Source organism: Clostridium sp. JN-9, from assembly GCF_004103695.1.
In the GTDB taxonomy this organism is placed as follows: domain Bacteria; phylum Bacillota; class Clostridia; order Clostridiales; family Clostridiaceae; genus JN-9.
This window is the reverse complement of sequence record NZ_CP035280.1, coordinates 2771886-2796994: the sequence shown is the minus strand read 5'-3', so window position 1 is coordinate 2796994 and position 25109 is coordinate 2771886. Positions and strand designations below refer to the sequence as shown.

General features: G+C 31.7%; 24 protein-coding genes and 1 riboswitch. Of the genes, 14 read left to right on the top strand and 10 right to left on the bottom strand.

Annotated features, from left to right (window positions below):
• The first annotated feature begins 47 nt into the window (after nt 1-47).
• Both EQM05_RS13480 and EQM05_RS13475 read left to right on the top strand, forming a co-directional pair.
• Nucleotides 48-806: a hypothetical protein gene (locus tag EQM05_RS13480; protein WP_128750508.1), complete on the top strand. Its 759-nt coding sequence runs from the start codon at nt 48-50 to the stop codon at nt 804-806.
• Nucleotides 807-855: 49 nt separating this feature from the next.
• Nucleotides 856-2217, top strand: a complete 1362-nt coding sequence (locus EQM05_RS13475) for an MATE family efflux transporter (RefSeq protein ID WP_128750507.1) — start codon at nt 856-858, stop codon at nt 2215-2217.
• Here EQM05_RS13475 and EQM05_RS13470 read toward each other — a convergent pair.
• Both EQM05_RS13470 and EQM05_RS13465 read right to left on the bottom strand, forming a co-directional pair.
• Nucleotides 2207-2479 carry an acylphosphatase gene (locus EQM05_RS13470; protein WP_128750506.1) on the bottom strand — a complete coding sequence of 91 codons (273 nt, stop codon included), beginning with the start codon at nt 2477-2479 and terminating at the stop codon, nt 2207-2209. The two genes, EQM05_RS13475 and EQM05_RS13470, sit on opposite strands and share 11 nt — an antisense overlap.
• Nucleotides 2480-2488: 9 nt before the next feature.
• The gene (locus EQM05_RS13465; RefSeq protein ID WP_128750505.1) at nt 2489-3646 is read right to left on the bottom strand and encodes an MFS transporter; all 1158 of its coding nucleotides are present in this window, start codon (nt 3644-3646) and stop codon (nt 2489-2491) included.
• A gap of 322 nt (nt 3647-3968) precedes the next feature.
• Here EQM05_RS13465 and EQM05_RS13460 point away from each other — a divergent pair, with 322 nt between their 5' ends.
• Together EQM05_RS13460 and EQM05_RS13455 are read left to right on the top strand one after the other, a co-directional pair.
• A complete protein-coding gene (locus tag EQM05_RS13460; protein ID WP_128750504.1) occupies nt 3969-4391 on the top strand; it encodes a hypothetical protein in 423 nt (140 codons plus the stop codon).
• Between the two features lie 357 nt (nt 4392-4748).
• Complete coding sequence (locus EQM05_RS13455) at nt 4749-5660, top strand: IS1595 family transposase (RefSeq protein WP_128750503.1); 912 nt, start codon at nt 4749-4751, stop codon at nt 5658-5660.
• A 350-nt stretch (nt 5661-6010) separates the two neighbouring features.
• Here EQM05_RS13455 and EQM05_RS13450 read toward each other — a convergent pair whose 3' ends face one another.
• The 6 genes from EQM05_RS13450 to EQM05_RS13430 form a co-directional block, all read right to left on the bottom strand.
• Nucleotides 6011-6781, bottom strand: coding sequence for a LysM peptidoglycan-binding domain-containing protein (locus EQM05_RS13450; protein WP_128750502.1), 771 nt, complete (start codon nt 6779-6781; stop codon nt 6011-6013).
• 3 nt (nt 6782-6784) lie between these two features.
• Nucleotides 6785-6923, bottom strand: a riboswitch (cyclic di-AMP (ydaO/yuaA leader).
• Nucleotides 6924-7099: 176 nt separating this feature from the next.
• Nucleotides 7100-7243, bottom strand: a complete 144-nt coding sequence (locus EQM05_RS15915) for a hypothetical protein (RefSeq protein WP_164917303.1) — start codon at nt 7241-7243, stop codon at nt 7100-7102.
• Between the two features lie 28 nt (nt 7244-7271).
• A complete protein-coding gene (locus EQM05_RS13445) occupies nt 7272-8147 on the bottom strand; it encodes an SDR family oxidoreductase (RefSeq protein ID WP_128750501.1) in 876 nt (291 codons plus the stop codon).
• Nucleotides 8148-8265: 118 nt separating this feature from the next.
• Nucleotides 8266-9801 (bottom strand): hypothetical protein, encoded by a 1536-nt coding sequence (locus EQM05_RS13440; RefSeq protein ID WP_128750500.1) that lies wholly within the window; start codon nt 9799-9801, stop codon nt 8266-8268.
• Between the two features lie 12 nt (nt 9802-9813).
• Nucleotides 9814-11202: an ATP-binding protein gene (locus tag EQM05_RS13435; RefSeq protein WP_128751126.1), complete on the bottom strand. Its 1389-nt coding sequence runs from the start codon at nt 11200-11202 to the stop codon at nt 9814-9816.
• A gap of 19 nt (nt 11203-11221) precedes the next feature.
• Nucleotides 11222-11926, bottom strand: a complete 705-nt coding sequence (locus tag EQM05_RS13430) for a response regulator transcription factor (RefSeq protein ID WP_128750499.1) — start codon at nt 11924-11926, stop codon at nt 11222-11224.
• Between the two features lie 212 nt (nt 11927-12138).
• On the opposite strand from EQM05_RS13430, the gene EQM05_RS13425 reads away from it, so the two are divergent.
• Genes EQM05_RS13425 through EQM05_RS13410 form a run of 4 tightly spaced genes read left to right on the top strand, consistent with a single transcriptional unit; the run spans nt 12139 to nt 16164 of the window.
• Nucleotides 12139-12843, top strand: a complete 705-nt coding sequence (locus EQM05_RS13425) for a DUF4116 domain-containing protein (protein ID WP_128750498.1) — start codon at nt 12139-12141, stop codon at nt 12841-12843.
• Nucleotides 12844-12861: 18 nt separating this feature from the next.
• The gene (locus EQM05_RS13420; protein ID WP_128750497.1) at nt 12862-13995 is read left to right on the top strand and encodes an AAA family ATPase; all 1134 of its coding nucleotides are present in this window, start codon (nt 12862-12864) and stop codon (nt 13993-13995) included.
• Nucleotides 13996-14013: 18 nt separating this feature from the next.
• Complete coding sequence (locus EQM05_RS13415; RefSeq protein WP_128750496.1) at nt 14014-15378, top strand: VWA-like domain-containing protein; 1365 nt, start codon at nt 14014-14016, stop codon at nt 15376-15378.
• A gap of 54 nt (nt 15379-15432) precedes the next feature.
• Nucleotides 15433-16164 carry a lysophospholipid acyltransferase family protein gene (locus EQM05_RS13410; protein WP_164917302.1) on the top strand — a complete coding sequence of 244 codons (732 nt, stop codon included), beginning with the start codon at nt 15433-15435 and terminating at the stop codon, nt 16162-16164.
• 21 nt (nt 16165-16185) lie between these two features.
• On the opposite strand, the gene EQM05_RS13405 is transcribed toward EQM05_RS13410, so the two are convergent.
• Together EQM05_RS13405 and EQM05_RS13400 are read right to left on the bottom strand one after the other, a co-directional pair.
• A complete protein-coding gene (locus EQM05_RS13405) occupies nt 16186-18174 on the bottom strand; it encodes a fructose-1,6-bisphosphatase (protein WP_128750495.1) in 1989 nt (662 codons plus the stop codon).
• Nucleotides 18175-18305: 131 nt separating this feature from the next.
• Nucleotides 18306-18896, bottom strand: a complete 591-nt coding sequence (locus EQM05_RS13400) for a class D sortase (RefSeq protein WP_243108077.1) — start codon at nt 18894-18896, stop codon at nt 18306-18308.
• A gap of 235 nt (nt 18897-19131) precedes the next feature.
• Here EQM05_RS13400 and EQM05_RS13395 point away from each other — a divergent pair, with 235 nt between their 5' ends.
• From EQM05_RS13395 to EQM05_RS13370, 6 genes are all read left to right on the top strand, one after another.
• Nucleotides 19132-20838 carry an ATPase, T2SS/T4P/T4SS family gene (locus EQM05_RS13395; protein WP_128750494.1) on the top strand — a complete coding sequence of 569 codons (1707 nt, stop codon included), beginning with the start codon at nt 19132-19134 and terminating at the stop codon, nt 20836-20838.
• Between the two features lie 16 nt (nt 20839-20854).
• A complete protein-coding gene (locus tag EQM05_RS13390; protein WP_128750493.1) occupies nt 20855-22057 on the top strand; it encodes a type II secretion system F family protein in 1203 nt (400 codons plus the stop codon).
• 115 nt (nt 22058-22172) lie between these two features.
• A complete protein-coding gene (locus EQM05_RS13385) occupies nt 22173-22580 on the top strand; it encodes a prepilin-type N-terminal cleavage/methylation domain-containing protein (protein ID WP_205694141.1) in 408 nt (135 codons plus the stop codon).
• A 143-nt stretch (nt 22581-22723) separates the two neighbouring features.
• On the top strand, nt 22724-23479 hold the full coding sequence (locus tag EQM05_RS13380) for an A24 family peptidase (RefSeq protein WP_128750491.1): 756 nt from the start codon (nt 22724-22726) through the stop codon (nt 23477-23479).
• A 30-nt stretch (nt 23480-23509) separates the two neighbouring features.
• Entirely contained in the window at nt 23510-24538 is a 1029-nt protein-coding gene (pilM, locus tag EQM05_RS13375; protein WP_128750490.1) for a pilus assembly protein PilM, read from the top strand.
• A 3-nt stretch (nt 24539-24541) separates the two neighbouring features.
• Nucleotides 24542-25081 (top strand): PilN domain-containing protein, encoded by a 540-nt coding sequence (locus EQM05_RS13370; protein ID WP_128750489.1) that lies wholly within the window; start codon nt 24542-24544, stop codon nt 25079-25081.
• The last annotated feature ends 28 nt before the right edge of the window (nt 25082-25109 follow it).

Here is a 25109-nt window from a genome sequence, read left to right as displayed (position 1 = left end):
CTATATAGATATTTATTGTTGTATACTTTATTTTTGGGGGGGTTTATATGGATAATAATGAAATTAGAAAGTTTATATCAGACTGGGTAAAATGGAATTTAAATAAGGATATCAGATTTTTCTTAAAATCTGATTTTTATCATGATTTAAGAAAGGTATTAGAAAAGAAAATTTCTGCATTTTTAAATTCAAAAGATTTCAGGGATATTGTCTATAGTTTAGCTGAAAAGACTTTACATGAAAATGAAAAGAGCGGGAAAACATTTAATAGTATTTTACCACAGGGTTTTGAAAACAGCCTGAAGGTTTTGGTGTATAATAAAAGCCCAGAGATAGCAGCATCCATTAAACTTTATATAAATGATATAAAGTTTAAAACCATGGTTAAAAATGAAGTTAATAAGCTTCTGGTAAGTTTAAACCCCATGGTTGCAAAATTCATTAATGGAGAAAGTATACAAGCTAAAATTATGAACTCACTTAATTCTTTTATTGACAACAAGGATAATATGATGAATATCGTTATGTTTTTAAACAGTAAGATAGATGATGCAGGTAATAAGCCAATCAGCCAGGTACTGAATTATATTCCATATGATGGGAAAAACCATATGGTTAAGGCACTGGCAGATTCCATATTAAATTTATTTAATAGCAGAGAGTTTATTAAAAGTGCAGAGGATATGATATACAAAAATATTTTATCCTATGGCACAATTGGAAACCTTATGAAAAGCATTGGATTTTCAGAAGAGGAATTACTGCTTGCAGTTGATAAAAATATAGGTAAATATTTAAGTTTATAAATATAATTAAGAAATAGCATGGATTAAGCGCACGGAGGTTACAACATTTATGAATGACAAAATTGATTTAACACAGGGAAATATATTAAACAAGCTGATTAAATTAGCCATGCCCATAATGGGCACTTCATTTATACAGATGTCTTATAATCTTGTTAACATGATATATCTTGGAAGAGTCAGCAGCAGTGCGGTGGCCGCCATAGGAACAGCTGGCTTTTTTACATGGCTTGCAAATGCATTTGCATTTATTCCAAAGACCGGGGCTGAAATTGGAATTTCTCAGTCTATTGGAAGGAAAAATAATAAAGATATTAAGGGATACGTTAAAAATACCATACAGCTTGATGTAGTTTTAGGCTTTATTTATGGAATTGTAATGATAGTATTAAGAAAGCAATTAATAGGCTTCTTTAAACTGAATAGTGAATATGTAGTTAATATGGCTGAGAATTATTTACTGATAATATCCTTAGGTATGGTTTTTTATCTTATAACTCCTGTATTTACAGGAATTTTTAATGGATATGGGGACAGTAAAACACCATTTAAAATTAATACTATTGGAATTTTAATGAATATGATAATGGATCCATTTTTAATTTTCGGAATTGGACCATTCCCAAGGCTTGAAGTGGTTGGTGCTGCAATAGGTACAATAGTATCTCAGGCTGCTGCAGATGCATTATTCTTATATGAAATAAAAAAGAAAACTAAATTACTAGATAACATAAGTTTATTAAAAAAAATGGACAAGTTTTATATTAAAAGGATATTTAAATTAGGAACTCCTGTTGCACTTCAAAATGGATTTTTTTGTATAATAGGCATGTTTATAGCAAGAATTGTTGCTTCATTTGGTGAGGTACCTGTTGCAGTACAAAAGGTTGGTTCACAAATAGAAGCAATTTCCTGGATGACTGCAGGAGGATTTTCTACTGCTGTAAGTGCATTCGTTGGACAAAATTATGGTGCAAAAAAGTGGGATAGGATATATAAAGGATACTTTACATCATTACTTGCAATGAGCTGCATTGGAATATTCGCTACACTATTATTAGTATTTGGAGCAAGACCTTTGTTTGCTCTGTTTATACCTGATGAAAAAGTAATACCATATGGAGTTGATTATCTAAGAATTCTAGGATGTTCTCAGCTTTTTATGTGCATTGAAATAACCACTGCAGGAGCCTTTAACGGCATAGGCAGAACCATACCGCCGGCACTGAATGGTATAATACTTACCGGACTTAGAATTCCGGCAGCCATTATATTGTCAAAACCAAATATTCTAGGTTTAAATGGAGTATGGTGGAGTATAAGCTTAAGCAGTATATTAAAGGGAATTGTAATAACAATATGGTTTATTATAGTTTTAAAAGGTCAAAGAATAAAACATGCTAATATTTAACCCTAAATGAAGATTCTTTATCATCTAAAGGTAATGGCGTTATATTTATATTCTCTACTTCAGCAAATCTATTTCCTATTTTTAATTTTTTTATAAATTTATCTAGTATTTCATTGTGACCTTGTGCCTCTATTTCCACGGAGCCATCGTCACAATTTCTTACCCATCCGGTAATATTATAAAGTTTTGCAGTATAGCTTACAAAATATCTGAAACCAACACCTTGAACTGATCCCATAACCTGAATGAAATATCTTTTCATGAAATTCTATCACCTCTGATTTTCTTTGTCATAATGCTTAATCAAAAATTTTGATGATACAAAGGCTATATAAGCATAGAAAAATATTTGTATTATAAAAACATAACTTACCTTTATGTTTCCGCAGATTCCTATTACATATGTCAAAATCATTGATCCCAAACTATTAAATACTCCTATCATGGCAGAAGTAGCAGGCACATCATCTATAGATACACTTTGAACCATATAACTTTGAATTGCAGGGTACATTATTGAAATCATTATGCCAATTAAGGCAATACCTATGAATGCCTGTATTTTCAAAGAACCTGTAAGGATTATTGCAATTCCGCATACTGCACCAAAAGATGAAATAATAAGAAGCTTCAGATGACCTATTTTATTAATAAAGGAATCACCAAATACTCTTCCAGTGGTAAACAGAATCCAGAAGCCAAGCAGAATATTAGGTACTTCTGCAGTACTTATACCATAATATCTTTCCAGGAAACTGCCCGTCCAGTTTGTTGTAGAGGTTTCTGCACCAACATAAAAGAAAATTGCAAAAGCAAAATAAAGAACCAGTGGATTTTTAAGAACACTGCCAAAGTCACTCCATGCAAATTTGCTGTTTACTTTTGGAGTATTTTCTAGTTTGAAAACAAATATTAAATATATTGATAAAGTAGTTATATGAATTAAATATGTATAATTAAATGGTACATGATTCAATATAATTAATCTTGCAACAGGAAGACTTAATATTCCTCCCAGACCAAAGAAAGCATTGAACAAACTGAATTTTTGATACTCCTTTGGGAGAAGAGAAAGTATGGTACTTAAAAATAAATAGCTCATTCCAATACCAAGACCTGATATGAAATAGCCTATTAATAAAATATAAAATGATTTTGAAAAAAATATAATAATGCTTGAAGTTATGCATGTTGCTATTGATACAATAAGTCCTTTCTTTAAGCCCAGAAAGGATATAAGCTTAAAGCCAAGTACATTCATGATAGAGGCGGCAATGAATACTACTGAAGGAAGTATAGCAATTAATTCACTGTTAACATTATAGGAACTTTTAATGGTAGTAATAAAAGGGGCTAAAGTATTTGAAAACGATGAGACTAAAAATAAGCCTATAAAGACCATAACCATTTGTGTATAATTTTTTTTCATAATCTTCTCCTTATAATTTATGCTTACATCATTATATTACATATGGACTTAGAAAGGCAACTTTTACGCATACTAATTAAAGAGAAGTTTACATATAGTTTACATGGGACTGCTACGGTGTTTAGATATTTACTTTCTATAGACACCTATGGCTCTTTTAAATAATAATGTTGATGTGAATAGGACTTCATCAAAAGAACAAAGATCAAAGAACAAAGATTAAATAAGGTAGTTTTTCTTTGCAGAAAAACCAAAAACTCAATTGATTAAGTGAATCATAAGTTTTAATAACTAAAAATGGTTTCAATTATAGTTTTATTAGATGATAAAAAAAGATTTGCATAATAATATTTATTCCAGAGCAGTGGGCACAGGACGTATGAATGCAACGGATATGGAAAATTATATTGGAAAAATATTAAATAAAAATAAGCAGGCAATCTCAAGACCAAAAAGTTTTTTTGCCTTGTTCTTTAAAAGAAAGAACATAAGGGAGATTAATGAATATCTTGATAATAGCCCTGAAGCAGTAAAATACAGATGCGATTGCATGGAATGGATGTATCGTTTTAGGGGAGTAGCAACAAAGTACTTAAATAATTATTTGAGCTTATTCAAATTCTTAAAAAGTTCCAATTTTAATAATGGCTCATTTGCAATAAATAAATTTATAGAACAAATAAGTAAAATTACTGCCCAAAATACATATATAAATATGAGAAATGCTAAAGTCAGTTTTAATTGACTTGTCCCTAACGGGAATTTGTTACTTTATCAACACTATTGAATAAAAGAGCCATATATCTAAAGCAAGAAAGATTAAAGAACAGACTTTAATCTTTGGTTTCAAAGGGCAGCCTACCGGCTTTGGATTTTTCAAATCCTTATTTGTTCTTTGTTATTTAATCCTTAATCTTTGGTTAAAGAAGGAGCCTTGGGGCTGTCGCACTAATGAATTTACATGCAATATATTGTGGTGTTTAGATATTTACTTTCTATAGACACCTATGGCTCTTTTAAATAATAATGTTGATGTGAATAGGACAATCCTTTAATGGTAATAATTAAGATACCTACATATTACTGAAAGGATTGGATTACCATGGAGAATAAAAAATGTACTGATATAAATATATTATCTTATTTTGCTTCATTAAGACATGATTCTGAAAGAAAATGCCCATACTGTGGCTGCACCCATACAGTGCTATATGGAAAATACAATGGTAAACAAAGATATATATGCAAAAGCTGCAAAAAAACCTTTAATGATTTTACAAACACGCCAATTGCAAGGACTCATTTCCCTGAAAAGTGGGAGGCATTCATTAAGTGTACCATTGAGGGCTTATCCCTTAAGGCGGCAGCCAGGGAAATTGGCGTTTCTTATGTAACACTATTTTACTGGAGGCACAAGCTGCTCTCTGCTTTAAAAATGGTTAAACAAAATAAGATGCAGGGAAAGTTTGAACTTGAAAATTTTTTCTTAAAATTCTCCCGGAAGGGACAGAAAGGCATTGAACATGATGAAAAGAGAGTTCATGATCAAAGCGTAAGTTACATTAATATCAGCAATAATAAAGTCTGCGTTATTACAGCACTGGATTCACATAAAAATATTTATTCCAGAGCAGTGGGAATGGGACGTATGAATGCAATGGATATGGAAAATCATATTGGAAAATTATTAAATAAAAATAAACATGTAATCTCAAGACCGAAAAGCTTTTTTGCCATGTTCTTTAAAAGAAAAAAGGTAATGGAGATCAATAAATATCTTGATAATAGCTCTGAAGCAGTAAAATATAGACGTGACTGCATGGAATGGATGTACCGTTTTAGAGGAGTAGCAACAAAGTATTTAAATAATTATTTAAGCCTATTCAAATTTTTAAAGAGTTCTAATTTTAATAATATTTCATCTACAATAAATATATTTATAGAAGCAATAAGTAAAATTAATATTGAAAATACATATATAAATATGAGGAATGCTAAAATATGTTTTAATTAGCCTGTCCCTAACGGGAACTTGTTACTTTATCAACACTATTTAATAAAAGAGCCATATATCTAAAGCAGGAAAGATTAAAGAACAGACTTTAATCTTTGGGTTTTAAGGGGCAGCCTATCGGCTCTGGATTTTTCAAATCCTTTTTTAACTCTATTAGTTAAACTGTAATTAGAGCCATCCTTGGTTCTTAAAACGCATGATTCACTCAGCAAATTGAATTTTAAGATTTTCTGTAAGAAAATCAACATTATTTGTTCTTTGTTATTTAATCTTTAATCTTTAGTTTCAGCCTTCAATAAAAAATGAGCCTTGCATCAGCAGTTTTAACTGCTAATGCGGCAGCCCCTATTTTAATAAGCAAATACTAAACCGCCAATGCTTGCAGCAACTGGTTTTGATCTTAACCAGCTGTTAGTAGCTGTAGTGTCGTAGAAGTAAAGAGCACCATTGGTTGGGTCGGTACCTTTTAGTGCATCATATGCTGCATTTATGGCAGCTTGAGACGCAGGTTTATTAATCATGCCATTTAAAACAGGAGTAAACTGGTAATATCCACCTGGCTCATCATAAATTACCCCGCTTATGGTATTTGGGAATTCAGCACTCTTAACTCTGTTCACAATTACTGCACCAACGGAAACCATGGCATTATAGCTTTCTCCGCCAGCTTCTGCAGTAATTAATCTTGCTAACAGATCCACATCTGATGAAGTATAGCTGATAACACCTTTTGATGCGGCTGTCTGACTACTTGTCCAGTTACCGCCTGCTGGAATAACCAGTTTTTCACCGGTATAAATCATATCTGCCCATTTGTTATTTGCCAGTTTCAAAAGGTTAACAGATATACCATATCTTTTAGCAATAAAATATAATGAATCACCAGATTTAACAGTATAATCAATACCAGGAACATTCAATATCTGCCCGGGGTATATGGAATAACCAGACAGTCCATTGTCATTCATAAGAGCTTGTACATTAGTATTAAAAGTCTTGCCGATGTAATATAGCGAATCACCAGAAACAACCTGATATGATGCAGCTTTGACGGAAGTTGCAGCCATAAAAGTAAAAGCTGCAGCAGCAATAATAGTTTTAAATTTGTTTAATTTTAACATGTGTTTTCCTCCTTTAATCAGCCTCCGAAGTTAGTTGACGGGTTTGGGTTAAAGGTACCCTACTCCCCCTGAAATAAGTGAGGAGATTCACCCCATTTGTAATTCCTCCGTACTCATAATTGAGATTCGGCATTTATAACTTATGCGTTTAAGCTATATGTAACATTGTAACAGAGTAATTTTCATGATACTATGCAAAATTTGAGGTAATTAAGGAAAATAAAAAAATTGAAGATAATTTATGGAATGAAGGGATAAAAAATTAAGGAGACCATTTTATAAATAGCCTCCTTGAAATTAACAGATATGAAATTTTAACTAGTTTTTATTTCTGGTTCCCTGATCTGCTGCAATTTTGCTGGCATTTCCCCTGAACATAAAACCATTTTTAGCATTTCTGCTGTTTTCTGAGTTATCTGATTTACTTTGATTCTGAGATTTTATATTTTTATTTTTACTCATACAATTACTCCTTCCTTATAATATATTTCTAATTGCTCATAAAGCTTCCCCCATTAACATGTATTACAGAACCATTTACATAGGATGAGTCTTTAGAAGCAAGATACACATATGCAGGCGCAAGCTCTACCGGCTGCCCAGGCCTTCCAATAGGTGAAGTTGTTCCAAATTGAGACACTTCTTCAGCAGTACAGCTTGATGGAATCAATGGAGTCCAAATTGGACCAGGTGCTACTGCATTTACTCTGATGTGTTTAGGGCATAAACTTAAAGCCAGGGATCTTGTAAAAGTTACAATGGCGCCTTTTGCAGAAGAATAATCAATTAAAGTTTTTTCACCTTTATATGCTGTTATTGAAGCTGTATTAATAATTGCAGATCCAGCCTTCAAACTGGGAATGGCTGCCTTGCATAAATAAAACATGCTGAAGACATTTGTTTTGAATGTTTTCTCCAGCTGAGCTGCTGTTATATCCTCTATACTGTTTTGAACGTACTGTACAGCGGCATTGTTTACAAGAATATCTAATTTTTTAAATTTATTTATTGTCTGCTGAACAGCAGCTTTGCAAAAATCCTCGTCGCTTATATCTCCAGGAATAAGGACACACTTTCTCCCAAGGCTTTCCACAATACTTTTGGTTTCATTGGCATCTTCATGTTCATTAAAATAAATAATGGAGATATCTGCACCTTCCTTGGCATAGGCACAGGCTACAGCCCTTCCAATACCGCTGTCACCACCAGTTATTAAGGCTGTCTTTCCCTTTAATTTATTTGAAGAAATATATCCCGGATCATCAAATACAGGTAGTGGGTCCATAAGTTTCTCTAGTCCTGGATGAACATTTTGAGTCTGTGGGGGCATTTTTTTTAAAAAGCTATTTGTAAATTCAAAATCCATAGGCTACCTCCTTAATTATTATAAAATTATTATTAGTCTTTTTTATAAATTCATTCTAAAAATATAAATAAAAAATAAACAGGCTATTCCAGTTAAGTGAAATCAGCCTGTTTATTATTTAGTTTGAATCTAATTTGTTTATATCATTTCTTTCAAAACTCTGCTGCCATTTTCCTACATAGCTTCCTAAAACCCATTCAGCCATGACAACAGATTCACCAGGATTTAATTTATACTTTTTAACAGGAGCTTTTGAAAGCTCATTATTGGTTAAGGTATAAATGTATAGTGTATCTTTGGCAATTATCAGTGCAATATCTTTATTTGGCGAAGTATAAGCATCCACAGCATCTGGTATAGCCTTTTTTACAGCACTCCAGGGAACCTGAAGTTCATCATAGGTAACAAATTTTGAAGTGGGAGAAGTAGTTATATTAAAGTCAACATATGGACTGTTTGGAGAGTCATTTATACTGTTAAGTCTTCCCCGCAGTACCCAGTGGCCATTACGCCTTACCATAGCAAAGCTATCCTCCCTGGCAGTTTTTTCTATTGTACTTTTTATCTGATTGTTTTGAGAATTATAAATATTTTCACTGGATTCTTTCATTACATCTTTTCCTGTAGGGCCTATTAAATCAGTTAATTTTATACCATTTGTAACATTTAGATTGTCAATAGGCAATACCTTAAGGGCATCAGTCCTCCAGGATTTGTCTGTGGACTGTATATAGCCGCTGCCATTCCATTCCGTGGATACATAATCATTGCCCACAAATAATATAGTTTTTGCTAAAAATCCATTGCCATCATCCCAGGGCAAAGCCTTTGTAAGAGGCTGAGTTTCTACAGGATATGCAAATAAATTATCCTGCACATACTGACTAGTAACCTCTCTTTTAACTCCTACTTTCCAAAAGCCATTTTTTCTTGGTACAAATAAATCATTTGTTTCATAAACATCGTTAATGGATTTATTATTAGAGCTTATCCACAAAGTTCTATAATCAGTTTCTGTCTGTTCTTTTTCACTAGCACCGGGGATATCATATTTTGAACTCTTTGTATATCTTAGACCAAGCAGAATTCCGGTTTTTAATACTTTAGAATCATTTGTAAGCTTGTTATTAATAGTTGAATCCGCATCATCATCCTGAACAAAGTCACCTTTATCTGAAATTTTATTTAAACAATAAAATATTCCATCTACATAAAGCATAATATGATTATCTTTATCCTTAACGAAGCTGTAAAAAAGATTATTATCATTAAATACAGATATAATCTGCACTTTATCTGATTTTAGTCCAATATCACTGGCTCTTAGTTTGTACTGGTAAACAAAGTAGCTGTTGGAATTTACAACTTTAACTTTATATCTTGGATTTTTACACACTTCATCCCCTACAACAGCCATTGATCTGCTGAATTCTGCTGTTTTACCAATTAATTTGTCCACTTCCAGCTTTGATTTATTCACATTGCCGGGTATTATGGATCTGGTAATTTTCCATTTACCTTCTATTGGTATGGAATTATTTCCGGGAGTTAATATCTTTTCAGTGGATTCATACAAATTTATAGGGGTACATCCTGTTAATATAAAATTTAATGGAAATATAAAAAGTAAGCAAAATAAAATAAACTTTTTCATTTTATGTCCACCTCAATTCTCTAGTGGTAAGCAAATGCTGACTTTAGTTCCAACATTTAATTCACTGTCAATCTGCAGTATGCCATTATGCTGACTTATTATTTCATCGCAAATGGATAGACCTATGCCGTTTTGTGATTTACTGCTTTTACCCTTATAGAATTTTTCTTTTACTTTTGGCAGTTCTTCTTTTGAAATTCCGCATCCATTATCTTCTATGACAATAATTATATAGCTGCTATCATAAGTAGCAGTTAGCGTAACCTTTGCATCTTTACCAACAAATTTGAAGGCATTATCCAATACATTAATTAATACCTGAATAATTCTGTTTTTATCAATATTTATATAGGGCAGATCAGGGTCATAGCTTACTGTAAAATTAATATTCTCTCTTTCTGCTCTTGGAGTAAGCTGCTTGTGTACTTTATTAATTATGTCAATAATATTGCACTGCTGAATTTTTAATTTTGTTTTTCCAGATATGAGCTTTGAAAAATCTAATAGCTCTTCAACCATACCGGAAAGCCTTTCACCCTCTTCATCAATAATATTGAGGCCGTCAGAAATCATATCTTTATCTGACAGATCACCGCTTTTTAAAGTTATAGCCCAGCCCCGAATTGAGGTAAGGGGAGTCCTAAGCTCATGGGATACAGAGGATATAAAATCATTTTTCAGCTGTTCTCTTTTTAATACTTCATCTGCCATATAGTTTAAAGTATCAGATAGCTTACCAATTTCATCATCATATTTTCTTGGAACTCTTGCAGTAAAGTTTCCTCCCGCCATTTTCTGGGCTGAATCCGTTACTTCTTTTAATGGCTCCGTTATTGTATTTGAAAGAAATACTCCAAGTAAGCCAGCAAGAATTATGACAATTATACCAGCAGCAATAAAAACAAATGTAACTTTTTCTATTAGCTTTTCAACATCCTTTAAACTGGAAGTAAATCTTAATACTCCTATAATCTTATCATTGGATTTTAATGGATAAGAAACTGTCATTACCTTATATTTATCATAGCTTACAGAGCCCACCCACAAGCCCTTTGAACCCTTTAAAGCTTTTTTAAAATCATCAGTCTGAATTTTTTCCTTAGGCAGTACTCCTATGGAATCCATTAACACATTTCCTTCAGTATCGGCTATCTGTACTTCAGCAGGAGTTTGTTCCCAAAATACATCCACGTTGTCTATTAAATTTTCCTGCAGTGTAGAACTGCTGAAATATCTTGAATAAAAATCTGATGATATTTTAATCTGATTTGTAAGGATATCCTCTATGTTGTTGTAATAGTAATATTTTACTGCATTAAGCAAAAGTATTTCTAAAACTGCAATAGTTACAACTATCAATAACATAAAGTTTCCCACTAAACGGGTTTTAATGCTTTTCATTATAAAACCATCCTTAAAGTTAATTCTTATGCCATCTGTAACCAGTTCCCCATACAGTTTCAATAAAGGTTGGGTTTGAGGCATCATCTTCAATTTTAGATCTTAATCTTCTTATATTTACGTCAACTAACTTTGAATCACCCATAAAATTATATCCCCATGCCATATCCAGCAGATCATCCCTTTTTAAAGCTTTGCCTGCATTTTCAATAAATATTTTTAAAAGCATATATTCCTTAGGAGTGAGGTCAAGCTCTATGTCATTTTTATATGCTCTTTGAGCATCTACTTCAATTTTAAAAGGACCATGGATTAAAATATTTTCACTGCTGTTATCTGTAGTATTACCTGTACGTCTTATTAGTGCTTTTACTCTAAGTACAAGCTCCAGTGGATTAAAAGGCTTAATCATATAGTCATCAGCACCAAATTCAAGACCTATAATCTTATCCATATCCTGGCTCTTAGCTGTAAGCATTATAATGCCCACTTGTGGATAGGCTTCCCTTATTTCTTTACAAACATGATAACCATCTATTCCAGGAAGCATAACATCAAGAATGGCCAAATCTATTTTCTGAGTGTGCATTTTACTTAAAGCTTCTTCACCGCTTGCTGCTTCAATTACTAAAAAGTCATTTCTCTGTAAATTTATTTTTATAAATCCTCTAATTGATTTCTCATCTTCAACTAACAATATAGTTTTATTTTGTTCATTATTCATAATCTTCCCCCTTAATAATGGGTACAAAAGAATAGGCACAGACCCATTGTAAAGTGTATTTAATTATCCTAATTATAGTGTATACTTTAATTTTCTGCAATTGGTTACGCAGCTGTAATTTATGTTACAAAAGTGTTACATACATGAATAATGATTTTCCATTTTAATATTTTTTAATTTATGCTAAAATTAGCCTGAAAAGAGGTATTGTTATGGAAGATATGGAAGCTGTGAAAAAAAACGGTGCTTTATTAAAATATATAAAAAATCCATCAAAGGAAATAATCATGGAAGCTTTGAAATCCAATGTATGGTCCTTTGAATACATAAAAAATCCTGATGAAGAAATGTGCCTTTATGCTGTAGAAAAAGCCTGGAACATTTTAAAGGTAATTAAAGATCCATCCTATGATGTTATAGTTAAAGCAGTGAATTCAAAGGGCTGGGCTATACAATTTGTTAATGATCCATCACAGGAAATTCAAAGAATGGCTATAGAAAAGGATTGGGATTCTATTAAGTTTATAAAAAAGCCAGACAAGGATATACAATTATTAGCAGTGAATAAAAACTGGCATGCAATAAAATATATTGAAAATGCTGATGAAGAAGTGGAAAATTCAGCTGTTTGTAAGAATGAAGAAGCAGTTAATTATATTAATGAACTAAACCAAAGTAAAATTGAAAATTTTATTTATTTAAATATAAAGGTATTAAAATATGTTGGAGGCTCCGTAAGTGAAGGTGACATAAAGAGAATATTAAAGAAAAAGTTTATAGATGAAAAAATAAATAAAAAGTATATATCAGATTATATTGAAAGCAAAACAATTACATTTAACAAAAATAAGTTTATTAGATTATATGCAAGCAAAAAGGCCAAAAGAATTTTTGTAGACTGTAATTTAGAGTATTAAATGGCAAGGAGAAAAAAAATGAATTTTAACGATGTACTAATGACAGTGGAGCTGGTTCTAAAAAGCAAAGCAGTTCCAATGATAGTAGGGGAAAGCGGAATTGGTAAAACAGCTTTGGCTAAAGAATTAGCAAAAAGAAATAATTATTATTATGTAAATATTGATGGAAATATGCTTAAAGAAGGTGAAATAGGCGGTCTGCCTACTGTGGAAGAACATGATATGATAATTGGTAACACTAAGGTTAAAAGGAAGGTAACCACTTATGCAATTCACAGCAAATTTCTGGACATAAACAATGTAATTGAACTGGACTCTAAAAGGGAAATACTGCTTTTTATAGATGAGCTGAATAGATGTGAACATAGTGTTCAGCAGGAGTTAATGAATATTATATTAAACAGGGAAATAAATGGATATGTACTGCCTGAAAATGTACATGTAATAGCTGCAATGAATCCTTCTGCTAATAATGATGGGTTTTCCAGTACTGACTATCAGGTGGTAGACATGGACCCTGCCCAGGAAGATAGATTTGTATGGGTTGAAATGGACACTGATGTTAAGGCGTGGATTCAATGGGGCATGGATGAAGGGAAAATAAATAATCAGGTATTGGAGTTTATTGCAGCATTTCCGGAATATTTACATACACCTTATGCAGAAAGCAGTATAAAGGCTACACCAAGAAGCTGGGAAAGGGTTTCAAATGCATATGAGGTTTATTTAAATGATAAAGAGCATGTTCCAGGAAGAATATTGTTTAATGTAATAAAAGGTAATGTGGGACAAAATATTGCGCAGGATTTTATGAATTTTATTAAAAACTATAATAATCCTATGATTGAACCGCAGGAACTGTTAAAAGGGGAGGAAATTTCCAGTGAGCTGCGGGATAAAATCCAAAGTGAGACGCCTTCCAGGTTATATTTAATGAGTAAAAATGCATTGAATTACATTAATGAATTACAGGAGAGAAAAAAAGAAATTTTAATTTTCTGCAAAGTACTTAATCTTTATTCTAATGATCTTAAAATGGCTATAATGAAGGAAATTAAAAACAAATATCCTGAAAAGTTATATAAGGAATTTTTGGATCAGGATGAATTTATTAATGGCTATTTTGACATGTATAAAAATTTTGAAGACTAATTTTAAGCAGGTGAATTTATGGAGGAAAACCTTAATTTTGAAGCATTAAGAAGAGAATTATATAGTGAAGCAGTATCCTGGGTGAAACCAGAGGAAGAGATAAATGAACAGTTTAAAAGAAAGTTTTTAAAGCTTATTGAACTATGTACTTTATCTATGATGAGTGGAGAGGATAATTTTTTTGCATACTTTATGATGAATGTAAGCAAACATATAAAATTAGATTTACCTGCAGCTGCAGGCACAATTTCCAATATTTCAGGATTTGAAATGTTTTTTAATCCAAAGATCTTTCTTTCATGTTCTGTTCTGCAGATGGATGCAATCATAAAACATGAGATATATCATATAATAAATCAGCACTATAAAAGGGAAAAAGCTCTTAGAAAAAAATACAGCAAGCTGGCTGTAAATTTAGCTATGGATGTAAGCATAAATCAATATATAAAAAATATTCCACCTTGGAGTAATACTTTGGAAACTGTTGGAATGGCTTATAATGTGGATTTAAAGGTTGGTAAGACCATGGAAGAATATGCATATGATATAGATGGGGCAATTAACCTGCTTAAGGATAAAAAAATAAAAACTGAGGCTTTGAACATTACAGATCATAACCCACAGATCAATGAACAATTGCATGATATTTGGCATAAGTCATGGAGTAATATGACAGAGGATGAAATTGATGCATTAACAAAAAAAACTGCACTTCAGTCTGCAAAAGGAAGTGTTCCTCAGCAGATAGATAAATATATAAAGGATGCAGGAAAAGAGCCTCACATCAGATGGCAGGATTATTTAAAAAAGATAGCAGGTACAATGCCTGAAGGCCGCAGAAAAACCACTACCAGAAGAAATAGAAGGCAGCCTGACAGGCTTGATCTGCCTGGGACTCTATCTAGAAAAGTAACAGAAATAACCATAGCCATAGATATCAGCGGCAGCATTAGCCAGAATGAATTTTATCAAAGCATCAGAGAAGTATTTTCAATTATAAAAAACCAGAATCATGAAATAACTATAATTGAATGTGATAGTGAAATAAAAAGAATATATAAGGTTAGAAATGTAAGGCAGGTTAAGGAAAAAGTAAACACCAGAGGTGCAACAGCTTTTTCACCTGTAATTGAATATATGAATATGCATGGAAACATGAGCAGCATACTTTTATATTTTACAGACGGCCTTGGTGAAAAAGAGCTTAAGATAAAACCAAAAAATTACCGCATAATCTGGGTATTAACAGGAAAAGGGAAGGAACTATCTATAAAGCATTCCTATGGCAGGGTATTAAGATTATCAAATGTAGAGTATGAAGAACCGGATATTTTTTATGCAAAAAATGAATTAAAAGAAATAAGAGCTGAATGGGCAAGATAGACTAAGCTTTTGTTTTTTATAGAATAAGGTATAATATGTGTGGAGGTACACAAAATGAACAAAAAATTATGGTACGCTTATTTTGCAGGTTACATGATATACACAACTGTGTATAAAATAAAGTATAAAATGTTGAAGAAAAAGTCAGCTGAGGAAGCAGAAAGATATCTTTACAGTAAAACTGTACAAATGTCTAACTTTATATTGAAAAAAACTAAAACTGCTACAAAGATTACTGGCATTGAAAATATACCACAGGGACCATGTGTATTTATATCAAATCATCAGGGTATTTTTGATGGATTCCTGTTTTTTGGATTCATAAACAAACCTATTGGATTCATTGCAAAGAAGGAAATAAAAAAACTTCCTCTGATTTCAGGATGGCTGGAAATGCTTCATACTGTTTTTATAGACAGAGAAAATATAAGAGAGTCTGTTAAAGCTATAAATGCAGGAGTGGAAAATGTTAAGAGAGGATATTCCATGATAATTTTCCCGGAAGGTACCAGAAGCCTGGGCGGAAAGATGAAGGAATTTAAAAGAGGAAGCATGAAACTGGCCTTTAATGCAGGTGTACCTGTGGTGCCGGTTACAATAGAGGGAACATACAAGGTACTTGAAACTGGAAACCATGTTACAGGGAATAAACTTCATATGGTTATACATAAACCTATTGACGTAACAAAATTATCAAAAGAGGAAAAATCAAATTTTGCTGTAACTGTTCATGATATTATAGAAACTGAGCTGAATAAAATTTTAGATGAAAATAAAAATGTGTAGGAAGAACCACATGGGTTCTTCCTACACATTTTCTTTAATAAGACCTTTTCTATATGCAATGAGCAGCATTTTTAAATCTGAGATCTGCTTTTTTAAATCTTTTCCTATATCAGTGTCGCCTACAGTTTTTCTTTTAACTGCCTGTTCAAGTATTGTAGATGAAGACAGGATATCTTTTTCATCTACAATAGCCTTTTCTGTGGATTCAAATGGCTCATGGGAAATAAGAAGAAGTCCATAGGAATTGTATATTAAAGTGTAGCCGGCAATACCTGTTTCAGGCTGATAGGCTCTGCAAAAGCCTCCATCTATTACTAATAGCTTGCCATTAGCTTTAATTGGACTTTCTCCTTCCTTAGTCTTTACTGGTATATGTCCATTTATTATATGTGAAGTTTCAGGATCAAGTGAAAACTCTTTTAATATCCTTATGCTTAAATCAACGTCATCCCTGTATTTGTAATAGGGGTTTCTATTCTCTATATGAGTTTCCTTATCGTTTATAAAGTATCTTTCAAAGGTTGTCATTTTATCCTTGCCAAACATAGGGGAATCAGGCCCGCACCATAGGTACCACATCATATCCATGCCGAATTTTTTAGCTTTAGAACCTTTTTTTGAAAAGTATGAATCTCTTGCAATTCTGTCAAGGCGGTCAAGAAGAGATTTCCCGCTGTAAAATACATTTCCTATTTTTATCTTAGTAAAGCTTCCATCTTCATTTAATGGAATGCAGCCGTGGTAAAGCAGATTTGAATTGAAAACTAAGTACATACTGCCCTTACTATATAAAAATTTAATATGCCTTTGAAGCTTGTCACTGTTTGTAAAAGAACGGGTTAATTTTTCTACTAAATCCGTTTCCTCAGGGGTTAATTCATATGGATTTTCCTTATTTACTGTTGGAAATTTATTATCGTTTAGAGTATATACTTTACCATATAAATTTATGGTACCCTTTTCATAATCAATTTTATCTAAAAGTAATCTATTATCCATGTTAAATTCGGGATGAGATTTTATAATCTGTCCTTCTAATTTAAATTGAATAACTGAAATGGCTTTGTGCATCTTTGCTATCAGGTTAATATCATTTTTACTCAATGTTTTATCAATAGTTTTAGGTTTAAAACTTTTACACTGATCGTCACTATAATGATCAATGGCAAAGGTAGCCAGCGGAAGTAAGTTTATACCATAACCATCCTCTATAGTATTTAAATTGGCATACCTTAAAGATATCCTCAGTACATTAGCTATACATGCTTTTGAACCTGCTGCAGCAGCCATCCATATAATGTCATGATTTCCCCATTGAATATCTATTGAATGATGATTCATAAGGGCATCCATAATAATTTCTGCTCCAGGTCCTCTGTCGTATATATCTCCTATAATATGAAGTCTGTCTACTACCAGTTTCTGAATAACCTTTGAAATTGCTATTATGAATTCATCAGCAATATCAATGTCAATTAAAGTCTTTATTATTTCCTCATAGTAATCATGTTTATCTATTTTATCTCCCTGTTCATGAAGCAGTTCCTCTATTATATATGAAAAATCTTTAGGAAGTGCTTTCCTGACTTTAGATCTTGTATACTTTGATGAAACATTTTTGCATAACTGAATGAGCTGATACATGGTTATTCTGTACCAGTCATCTAAATTTTCTTCTGTTTGTTTGATTATTTCAAGTTTTTGTTCAGGATAATAAATTAATGTAGCAAGCCTTGTTTTTTCCTTTTCCATTAAGGAGTTACCAAACACATCATCGATTTTTCTCTTTATGACACCTGAAGCATTTTTCAGCATATGTGTAAAGGATTCATATTCGCCATGAATATCACTGATAAAATGTTCAGTGGCTTTTGGCAGATTTAAAATAGACTGAAGATTAATTATTTCTGTGCCTGCTGCAGAAATAGTTGGGTATTGTTTAGCTAATAGATTTAAGTAACGTAAATCCTTCTCAATTTTGTCAATATCTTTATCCGTATAGAAGGCCATTGTAATTTCCTCCCTTATATAAGCTTTATGTACAAATAAAAAATTATATACAATAATAATATACAACATACTTATTAAATAGTATATACTTTTTTAAAGGATTTATGATATTAGTATACATTAAAAACTATTTATTCCAATCTGGCTTTTACTATTAATCTGTGGCTGGCAACTCTTATAGGAGTGCAGGTTACCAGTGTTAATTCAGCATTCTTTGTTGGATTCAGCACACTAACCTGGGATGGTTCAACTACAAATGAATTATATACTTTATATTTGTATTCCCCTTTTTTTGTCTTAATTATTATTTCATCTCCACTTGTAACTTCGTTTAATCTATTAAAGTATTCACTATAAGTATAGCTTCTGTGGCCTGCAACACAAAAGTTGCCAGGCTTTCCAGGCTGACCAGTACCAGGAAAATGTCCAACAGTATATTTTAAAGTGTCCAGATCCACACCTTCACCTATGGCTACATTTAGATTTATTTTAGGTATAATCATTATACCAATGGCACCCTGATTCAGTGCAGGGGACTTTTTATCTGATGATTTTTCCTCACTTGAACTATCTTTGGTATCTGCCTGCTGAATGGTTTTCTGGAATGCATTTATCATTGCCTGCTGTCTTTTATAAGCCCAATATTTCACACCAAGTGCAGCTGTTATTATTGAAACACCAATAATGATTAAACTTATACCAATGTATTTTTTAGCCTTCAAAGCATAATCCTCCTGTATAAAATAAAATATGATAACGATTATTATTATATCACAATTATTTTAATTCATATTAAGTCAATTTAATGAAATAAAGGATTTTTATATAAAAATTAATTAGATTAAGTTTTAAATAATAACTGGTTAAATGGTATATTCTATTGTAAATTTATAGTTAAAATTATATAATTATTGTATTAAATTTATTTATTTTTTACTTTGGCTTAGGGGTGATGAGTTGAAATCCAATAACAAGAAAAGATTAGGAGATATTTTAGTCGAATCTAAAAAGATTACAGAAGGACAGCTTCAGGCCGAATTAAAGAAACAGAGGATTTCTGGTAAAAGACTTGGCGAATTATTAGTTGAGGATGAAGTTTTAACAGAAGATGACATAATTGATGTACTTGAAGTACAGCTTGGAATAATGAGAGTTAATTTAGAAGGCATAAATGTAGATATGGAAGCAGTAAAATCCATATCTGAGAGCCTGGCTCAAAAGTATATTCTTATTCCAGTAGGCTTTCATGAAAATAAAATTGAAGTAGTAATGTCAGATCCTTTAAACATTTTTGCATTGGATGATGTAAAAATTGCATCAGGATATGAAGTGTATCCACTTATAGCTCCTGGTCACTCAATATTAAAGGCAATCGACAAATACTATTCAACTCAATATGTTAAAAAAGCAGCAGATGAACTTATAAAGGAACAAAACCAGAGCGATTCCAAAAGCAGTCAGTATGAAGATAATGATGTAAGCAATGATATTGATGATATTAAAAATGCCCCTGCAGTACGACTGGTGGACTCTTTAGTTAAGAACGCCATTAAAGCCAGGGCAAGTGATATTCATATAGAGCCTTTTGAAGATTACATAAAAATCAGGTACAGAGTTGACGGGCAGCTAATAGAAGTACTTAAGTCTCCCAAAGAAACATTAGGTGCACTGGTAACAAGAATAAAAATTTTAGCAAATATGAACATTGCTGAAAAAAGGCTGCCACAGGATGGCAGAATACTTATGACCATGGATAAAAGTGAATTTGATCTGAGAGTATCAATATTGCCAACTGTTCATGGTGAAAAGGTAGCAATCAGAGTATTGGACAGACATAATTTTTTAATCAATAAAAGTAAATTGGGAATGAAAGCAGAAGATCTTGAAAAATTAGACAGAATCGTAAAAAACCCATATGGACTTATATTAATAACAGGGCCTACAGGAAGCGGAAAATCTACAACATTATATGCCATATTAAATGATTTGAATAAAAATAATACAAATATTGTTACTATAGAGGACCCTGTGGAATATATTATGGATGGAATTAATCAGGTAAATGTAAATCAAAAAGCCGGGCTTACATTTGCTTCAGGGCTTAGATCAATATTAAGACAGGACCCTGATATTATAATGATTGGTGAAATAAGAGACAGTGAAACTGCAGAAATTGCAATAAGATCAGCTATAACAGGCCATGTAGTTCTAAGTACAATTCACACCAATGATTCTGCCTCGGCAGTGGTAAGATTAGCTGATATGGGCATTGAACCTTATTTAATAGCCACATCTATAAGCGGAATCGTTGCACAGAGACTGGTAAGAAAAATCTGTCCATATTGCAAAAAAGAATATGAAGCATCAAATTATGAAAAAGAAGTTTTAGATATTGATGTAAATACAAAATTAACTTTATATAAAGGACAGGGATGTAATTTCTGCGGTAATACAGGATATATTGGAAGAATTGGTGTCTATGAGATAATGGAAATTACAAAAGAACACAGGGAGTACATAATAAAAAATTACAGCACTGATAAATTAAGAGATTTAAGTGTTAATAATGGTATGAAAACCATGAAAATGTCCTGTAAGGAACTTGTTTTAAGTGGACAAACTACAGTAGAAGAATTAATTAAAATAGCTTATTTAAAAGAGTAATAAATGAGGTGGTAAGTTGCCTGTTTTTGTTTATGAAGCTAAGAATCTTCAGGGCATTACAGTTAAAGGGAAAATAGATGCTGTTGACATGAATGCACTAACTACATCCCTTAGAGAAAAAAATTATTTTCCTGTAAAAATCAAACCTTATAGCAATGCCATGAACATTGATTTCAACGATTATAAGAAGTTAACTTTAAAGGATATATCCATATTCTGCAGACAGTTTGCTGTTATAATTTCAGCTGGTATCAGCATAGTTAAAGCTTTAGAAATTGTTAAAGAACAAACTGAAAATATTAAATTTAAAAAAATACTGAACTTTATATATGATGATGTTCAAAAAGGGAAATCTTTGTCAGAAGCAATGGGTGAACATAAAGATATTCCCAATATGCTGGTAAATATGATAACTGTTGGTGAAACCAGCGGTACACTGGATAAAATACTGGATACCATGGCAGCTTATTATGATAAGGAATATAAGCAGCAGCAAAAAATAAAACAGGCCTTAACATACCCTGCTGTTATTTCTATATTTGCTATAATTGTTGTAACAATGCTGGTAACAAAGGTTGTTCCCATTTTTACCAATATGATATCCAGTCTAGGTGGACAAGTACCTATGCCCACAAGAATAGTAATGGGAATAAGTGATTTCATTAAAACAAAAGGACTTTTTGTTTTAGCTTTGATTATATTTTCTGCTATATTGTTAAAATATCTCTCAAACAATAAAGCTAATAAACTTAAAAGTGATAAATATTTAATGAAAATACCTATATTTGGACCTATATACAAAAAAATAATTACTGCAAGATTTGCAAGAACCTTTGGTATTTTAATGGGAAGCGGAGTTCCGTTAATTGAGTGCATTGATATTTGTGCAGATGTATTAGAGAGCAAAACTGTTTATGATATTATGATGTCTCTAAAAGAAGAAGTAAAAAAGGGAGCAGGCTTAGGTGAAACATTGGAATCAAGAAAGATATTTCCAATTATGCTCACTCAGATGATGAAAATTGGTGAGGAGTCTGGAAGCCTTGATAATATACTTAAAAAGACTGCAGAATTTTACGATACAGAAGTTGAAACAGCTACAGCCCAATTAACCTCTTTAATTGAACCGGCAATTATAATTCTATTATCTGTAATAGTAGGGTTTATAATTTTATCAATAATATTACCTGTATTCAGTATGTACAACTCCTTCAGTTAACAGTTCAAAGTTAAAAGTTTAAAGTTGCAGTTGGAAGTTTTAAGTTGGTATATATTTACTGAAGGTAAAGCTTCAGTGTAAACATATAATTATAAATTTAATGGAGGAAGAGAAAATGAGTGAATTAATTTTAAGAGAAAAAAAACAACTCTTAAGCAAAAAAAAGAAAAAGGGATTTACATTGGTTGAACTTATTGCAGTTATAGCTATATTAGCCATTTTAGCAGCTATTATTGTCCCAAAGGTTACAGGATACACAGATAAGGCAGACAGGTCAAAAGTTCAGGCAGATGCAAAAACTGTATTAACCGCAGTACAATCATACAATGCAGACAAGGGAACCGATGAGCAGATTACTAAAGTAGATGATGCATCTATAACAAAGCTATCAAGCGCAGTAGCAGTTCCTACTTATTTAAAAGATAAGTCTGTAGCAGATCTGGAGAAAATTGCCGGTGGAGCTGAAGCAGATTTTAAAGTAGCAAAAAAAGGTGGTATTTATACAGTTACAGTAACACAATAAGATAAATAGTCAAAGTGATAATTGTATTTTAAATTAACAAAAATAACATATACAATTATTAAGGTTTTTCTCCCACCGGGAGAAAAACCATCCTTAACTTTTAACTTTTAACTCTTAACTCTTAACTGTAATTAGGAGGTTTTATGCTTATCATAAAAATTTACATTTTCATTATTGGTCTCATTATAGGAAGCTTTTTAAATGTATGCATATATAGAATACCCAGGGAGGAGTCCATATCATTTCCTCCATCACATTGTACCAATTGTGGAAACAGAATAAAGTGGTATGATTTGATACCAGTATTTAGTTATTTGATTTTAAGAGGAAAATGCAGATATTGCAAAGAAAGGATCTCTTTTAGATATCCATTAATAGAATTGACAACTGGCATCATGTTTTTAGCACTTTATATGAAATTTGGTTTAAGCATTGACTTTGTTAAATCTGCCATACTAATATGCTTTTTATTGGTAATTGGTATTATAGACTTTGATACAACAGATGTGTATTCCAAAACTACTTATTCAGGTATTGTTTTTGGAATTATTTTATTAATAATTAATTTTATATATTTTTCAGGGGGAGTTTTGGATTTTTTAATAGGAGGAGCTATTGGCTTTTCTGTAATTGCATTGATTATTCTGCTGACACATGGCATGGGCTGGGGAGATGCAGAGATCTGCGGAATGTGCGGCTTATTTTTAGGATGGAAGTTAACTATTTTTATGCTTTTTATTTCATTTACATTAGGCGGATTAATAGGCATTATTCTTTTAATAACCAAGAAAAAGTCCAGAAAGGATTATATACCCTTTGGCCCATATATATCCATAGCTGCAGCTATTTCTATTTTTATTGGAAATAGTGCAATAGCATGGTATTTAGGCATTTTATAATTACAGACGTTTAACAGGCGAGGTGTTCATATGTTTTTGAAGGATGTTATAGCATTAGATATTGGTTCAACATACATAAAAATCATGGTGGGAAATAAAAAAAGTGTTACTAACTGCGGATTAATAAAAACTCCGGAAAACAGCGTTATGGATGATAAGATTATTAATGCGGAAGCAGTTAAAACTGCCATTTCAGAATATTTATCAACAAATAATATTAAAGCAAAAGGAATTTCATTTTCTGTACATGGCCAGGATATCTCCATAAGACATACAGAAGTACCTATTATGGATGAAAAGGGAGTAATGAACTCTGTGCAATGGGATGCTTCTCAAAATCTTCCTAAGGATGGAGAAGATTACTATATAGATTACGAGATAATTGACAGAGTAAGCTCACCTGATAAAAAGATTTTTAAACTTTTAGTGGTTGCTGTGCCTAAAGTGAAGATTAATCAATATTTAAAAATAGCAAATATGCTGAATTTAGAGCTGCAATCTATAGACATTACGGCTAACTGTGCATGCCGTGTTTTTAAAAATGTGTATAATTCAGATAAATCCATTGAAAGTATTGGAATTATTGATATTGGAAATAAAAATTCTAATTTTACAATTATTGATAAAGGAAAGCTTTTTATTGAAAGAGAAATACCATTTGGAATAAGCAACATTTTAAAGGAAATAGTGAAAAGGGAAAATATTAACTCTCATGAGGCATATAAATATTTTACTGAAAATTTTAGCCTTACAGGAAATGAAGAAGGAACTGATACGGAAAAAAGAATAATGATGTTACTGGAAAATGCTTTTTCATCTTTTGAGAAAGTAATCCAATTTTATGTTATTGGAAAATCCAAAAGAAGTTTACACCAAATATACTTAATAGGCGGTGGAAGTAATATACCAGGATTAAGTGAATATGCAGGCAATTATTTTAACTGCCCGGTAAATATGGTGAATTCTGTATCTGATCTAGGGCTTAAAACAAAGCTTCCTTCAAATTGTGAACATAGATTTTATATAAGCACATTAGGTTTATTGTTAAGGAAGGAGTAGATTATGGCCGAATTAAATTTGATTCCATATGAATTGAAAGCTAAAAAGCAGAAAAAATCAAAACAGCTGAAGATAATTTCAATTATTACCATATGTGCAGCTGTGTTATTATTAGGAATATTAGTACCTAAGGCATATTTACAATTTCTTGACAATAAAGAAAGTTTAATTAATGCCAAAATTTCATCTAATAAAGATATAGTGGATGAAAAAACAAAAATGGATAATGAAATACAGCAATATACTTCCTATAATAATAAAGTTCAAAAGCTTATTAAGGAAAAGCCGCTGATTAAAGATAAAATTCAAAATTTAGAAAAGTATATTCCAAAGGATATTTATTTTTCAGATCTGAATTATTCTGAAGGGGTAATTACTATTAATGGAACAGCATCAGATTTTAATTCTATAAATGTTTTTGCTGCCAATTTGGAAATGAGCCAGCAGTACAGTAATGCTAAAATTAATTTAATTAATAAAACAGACAGTTCTTTAAATGGCAGTCAGGGTAATTTTCAGTTTACAATAAACATTAAATTTTAATAATCTTTTTATTTTGGAGGAGGCATTT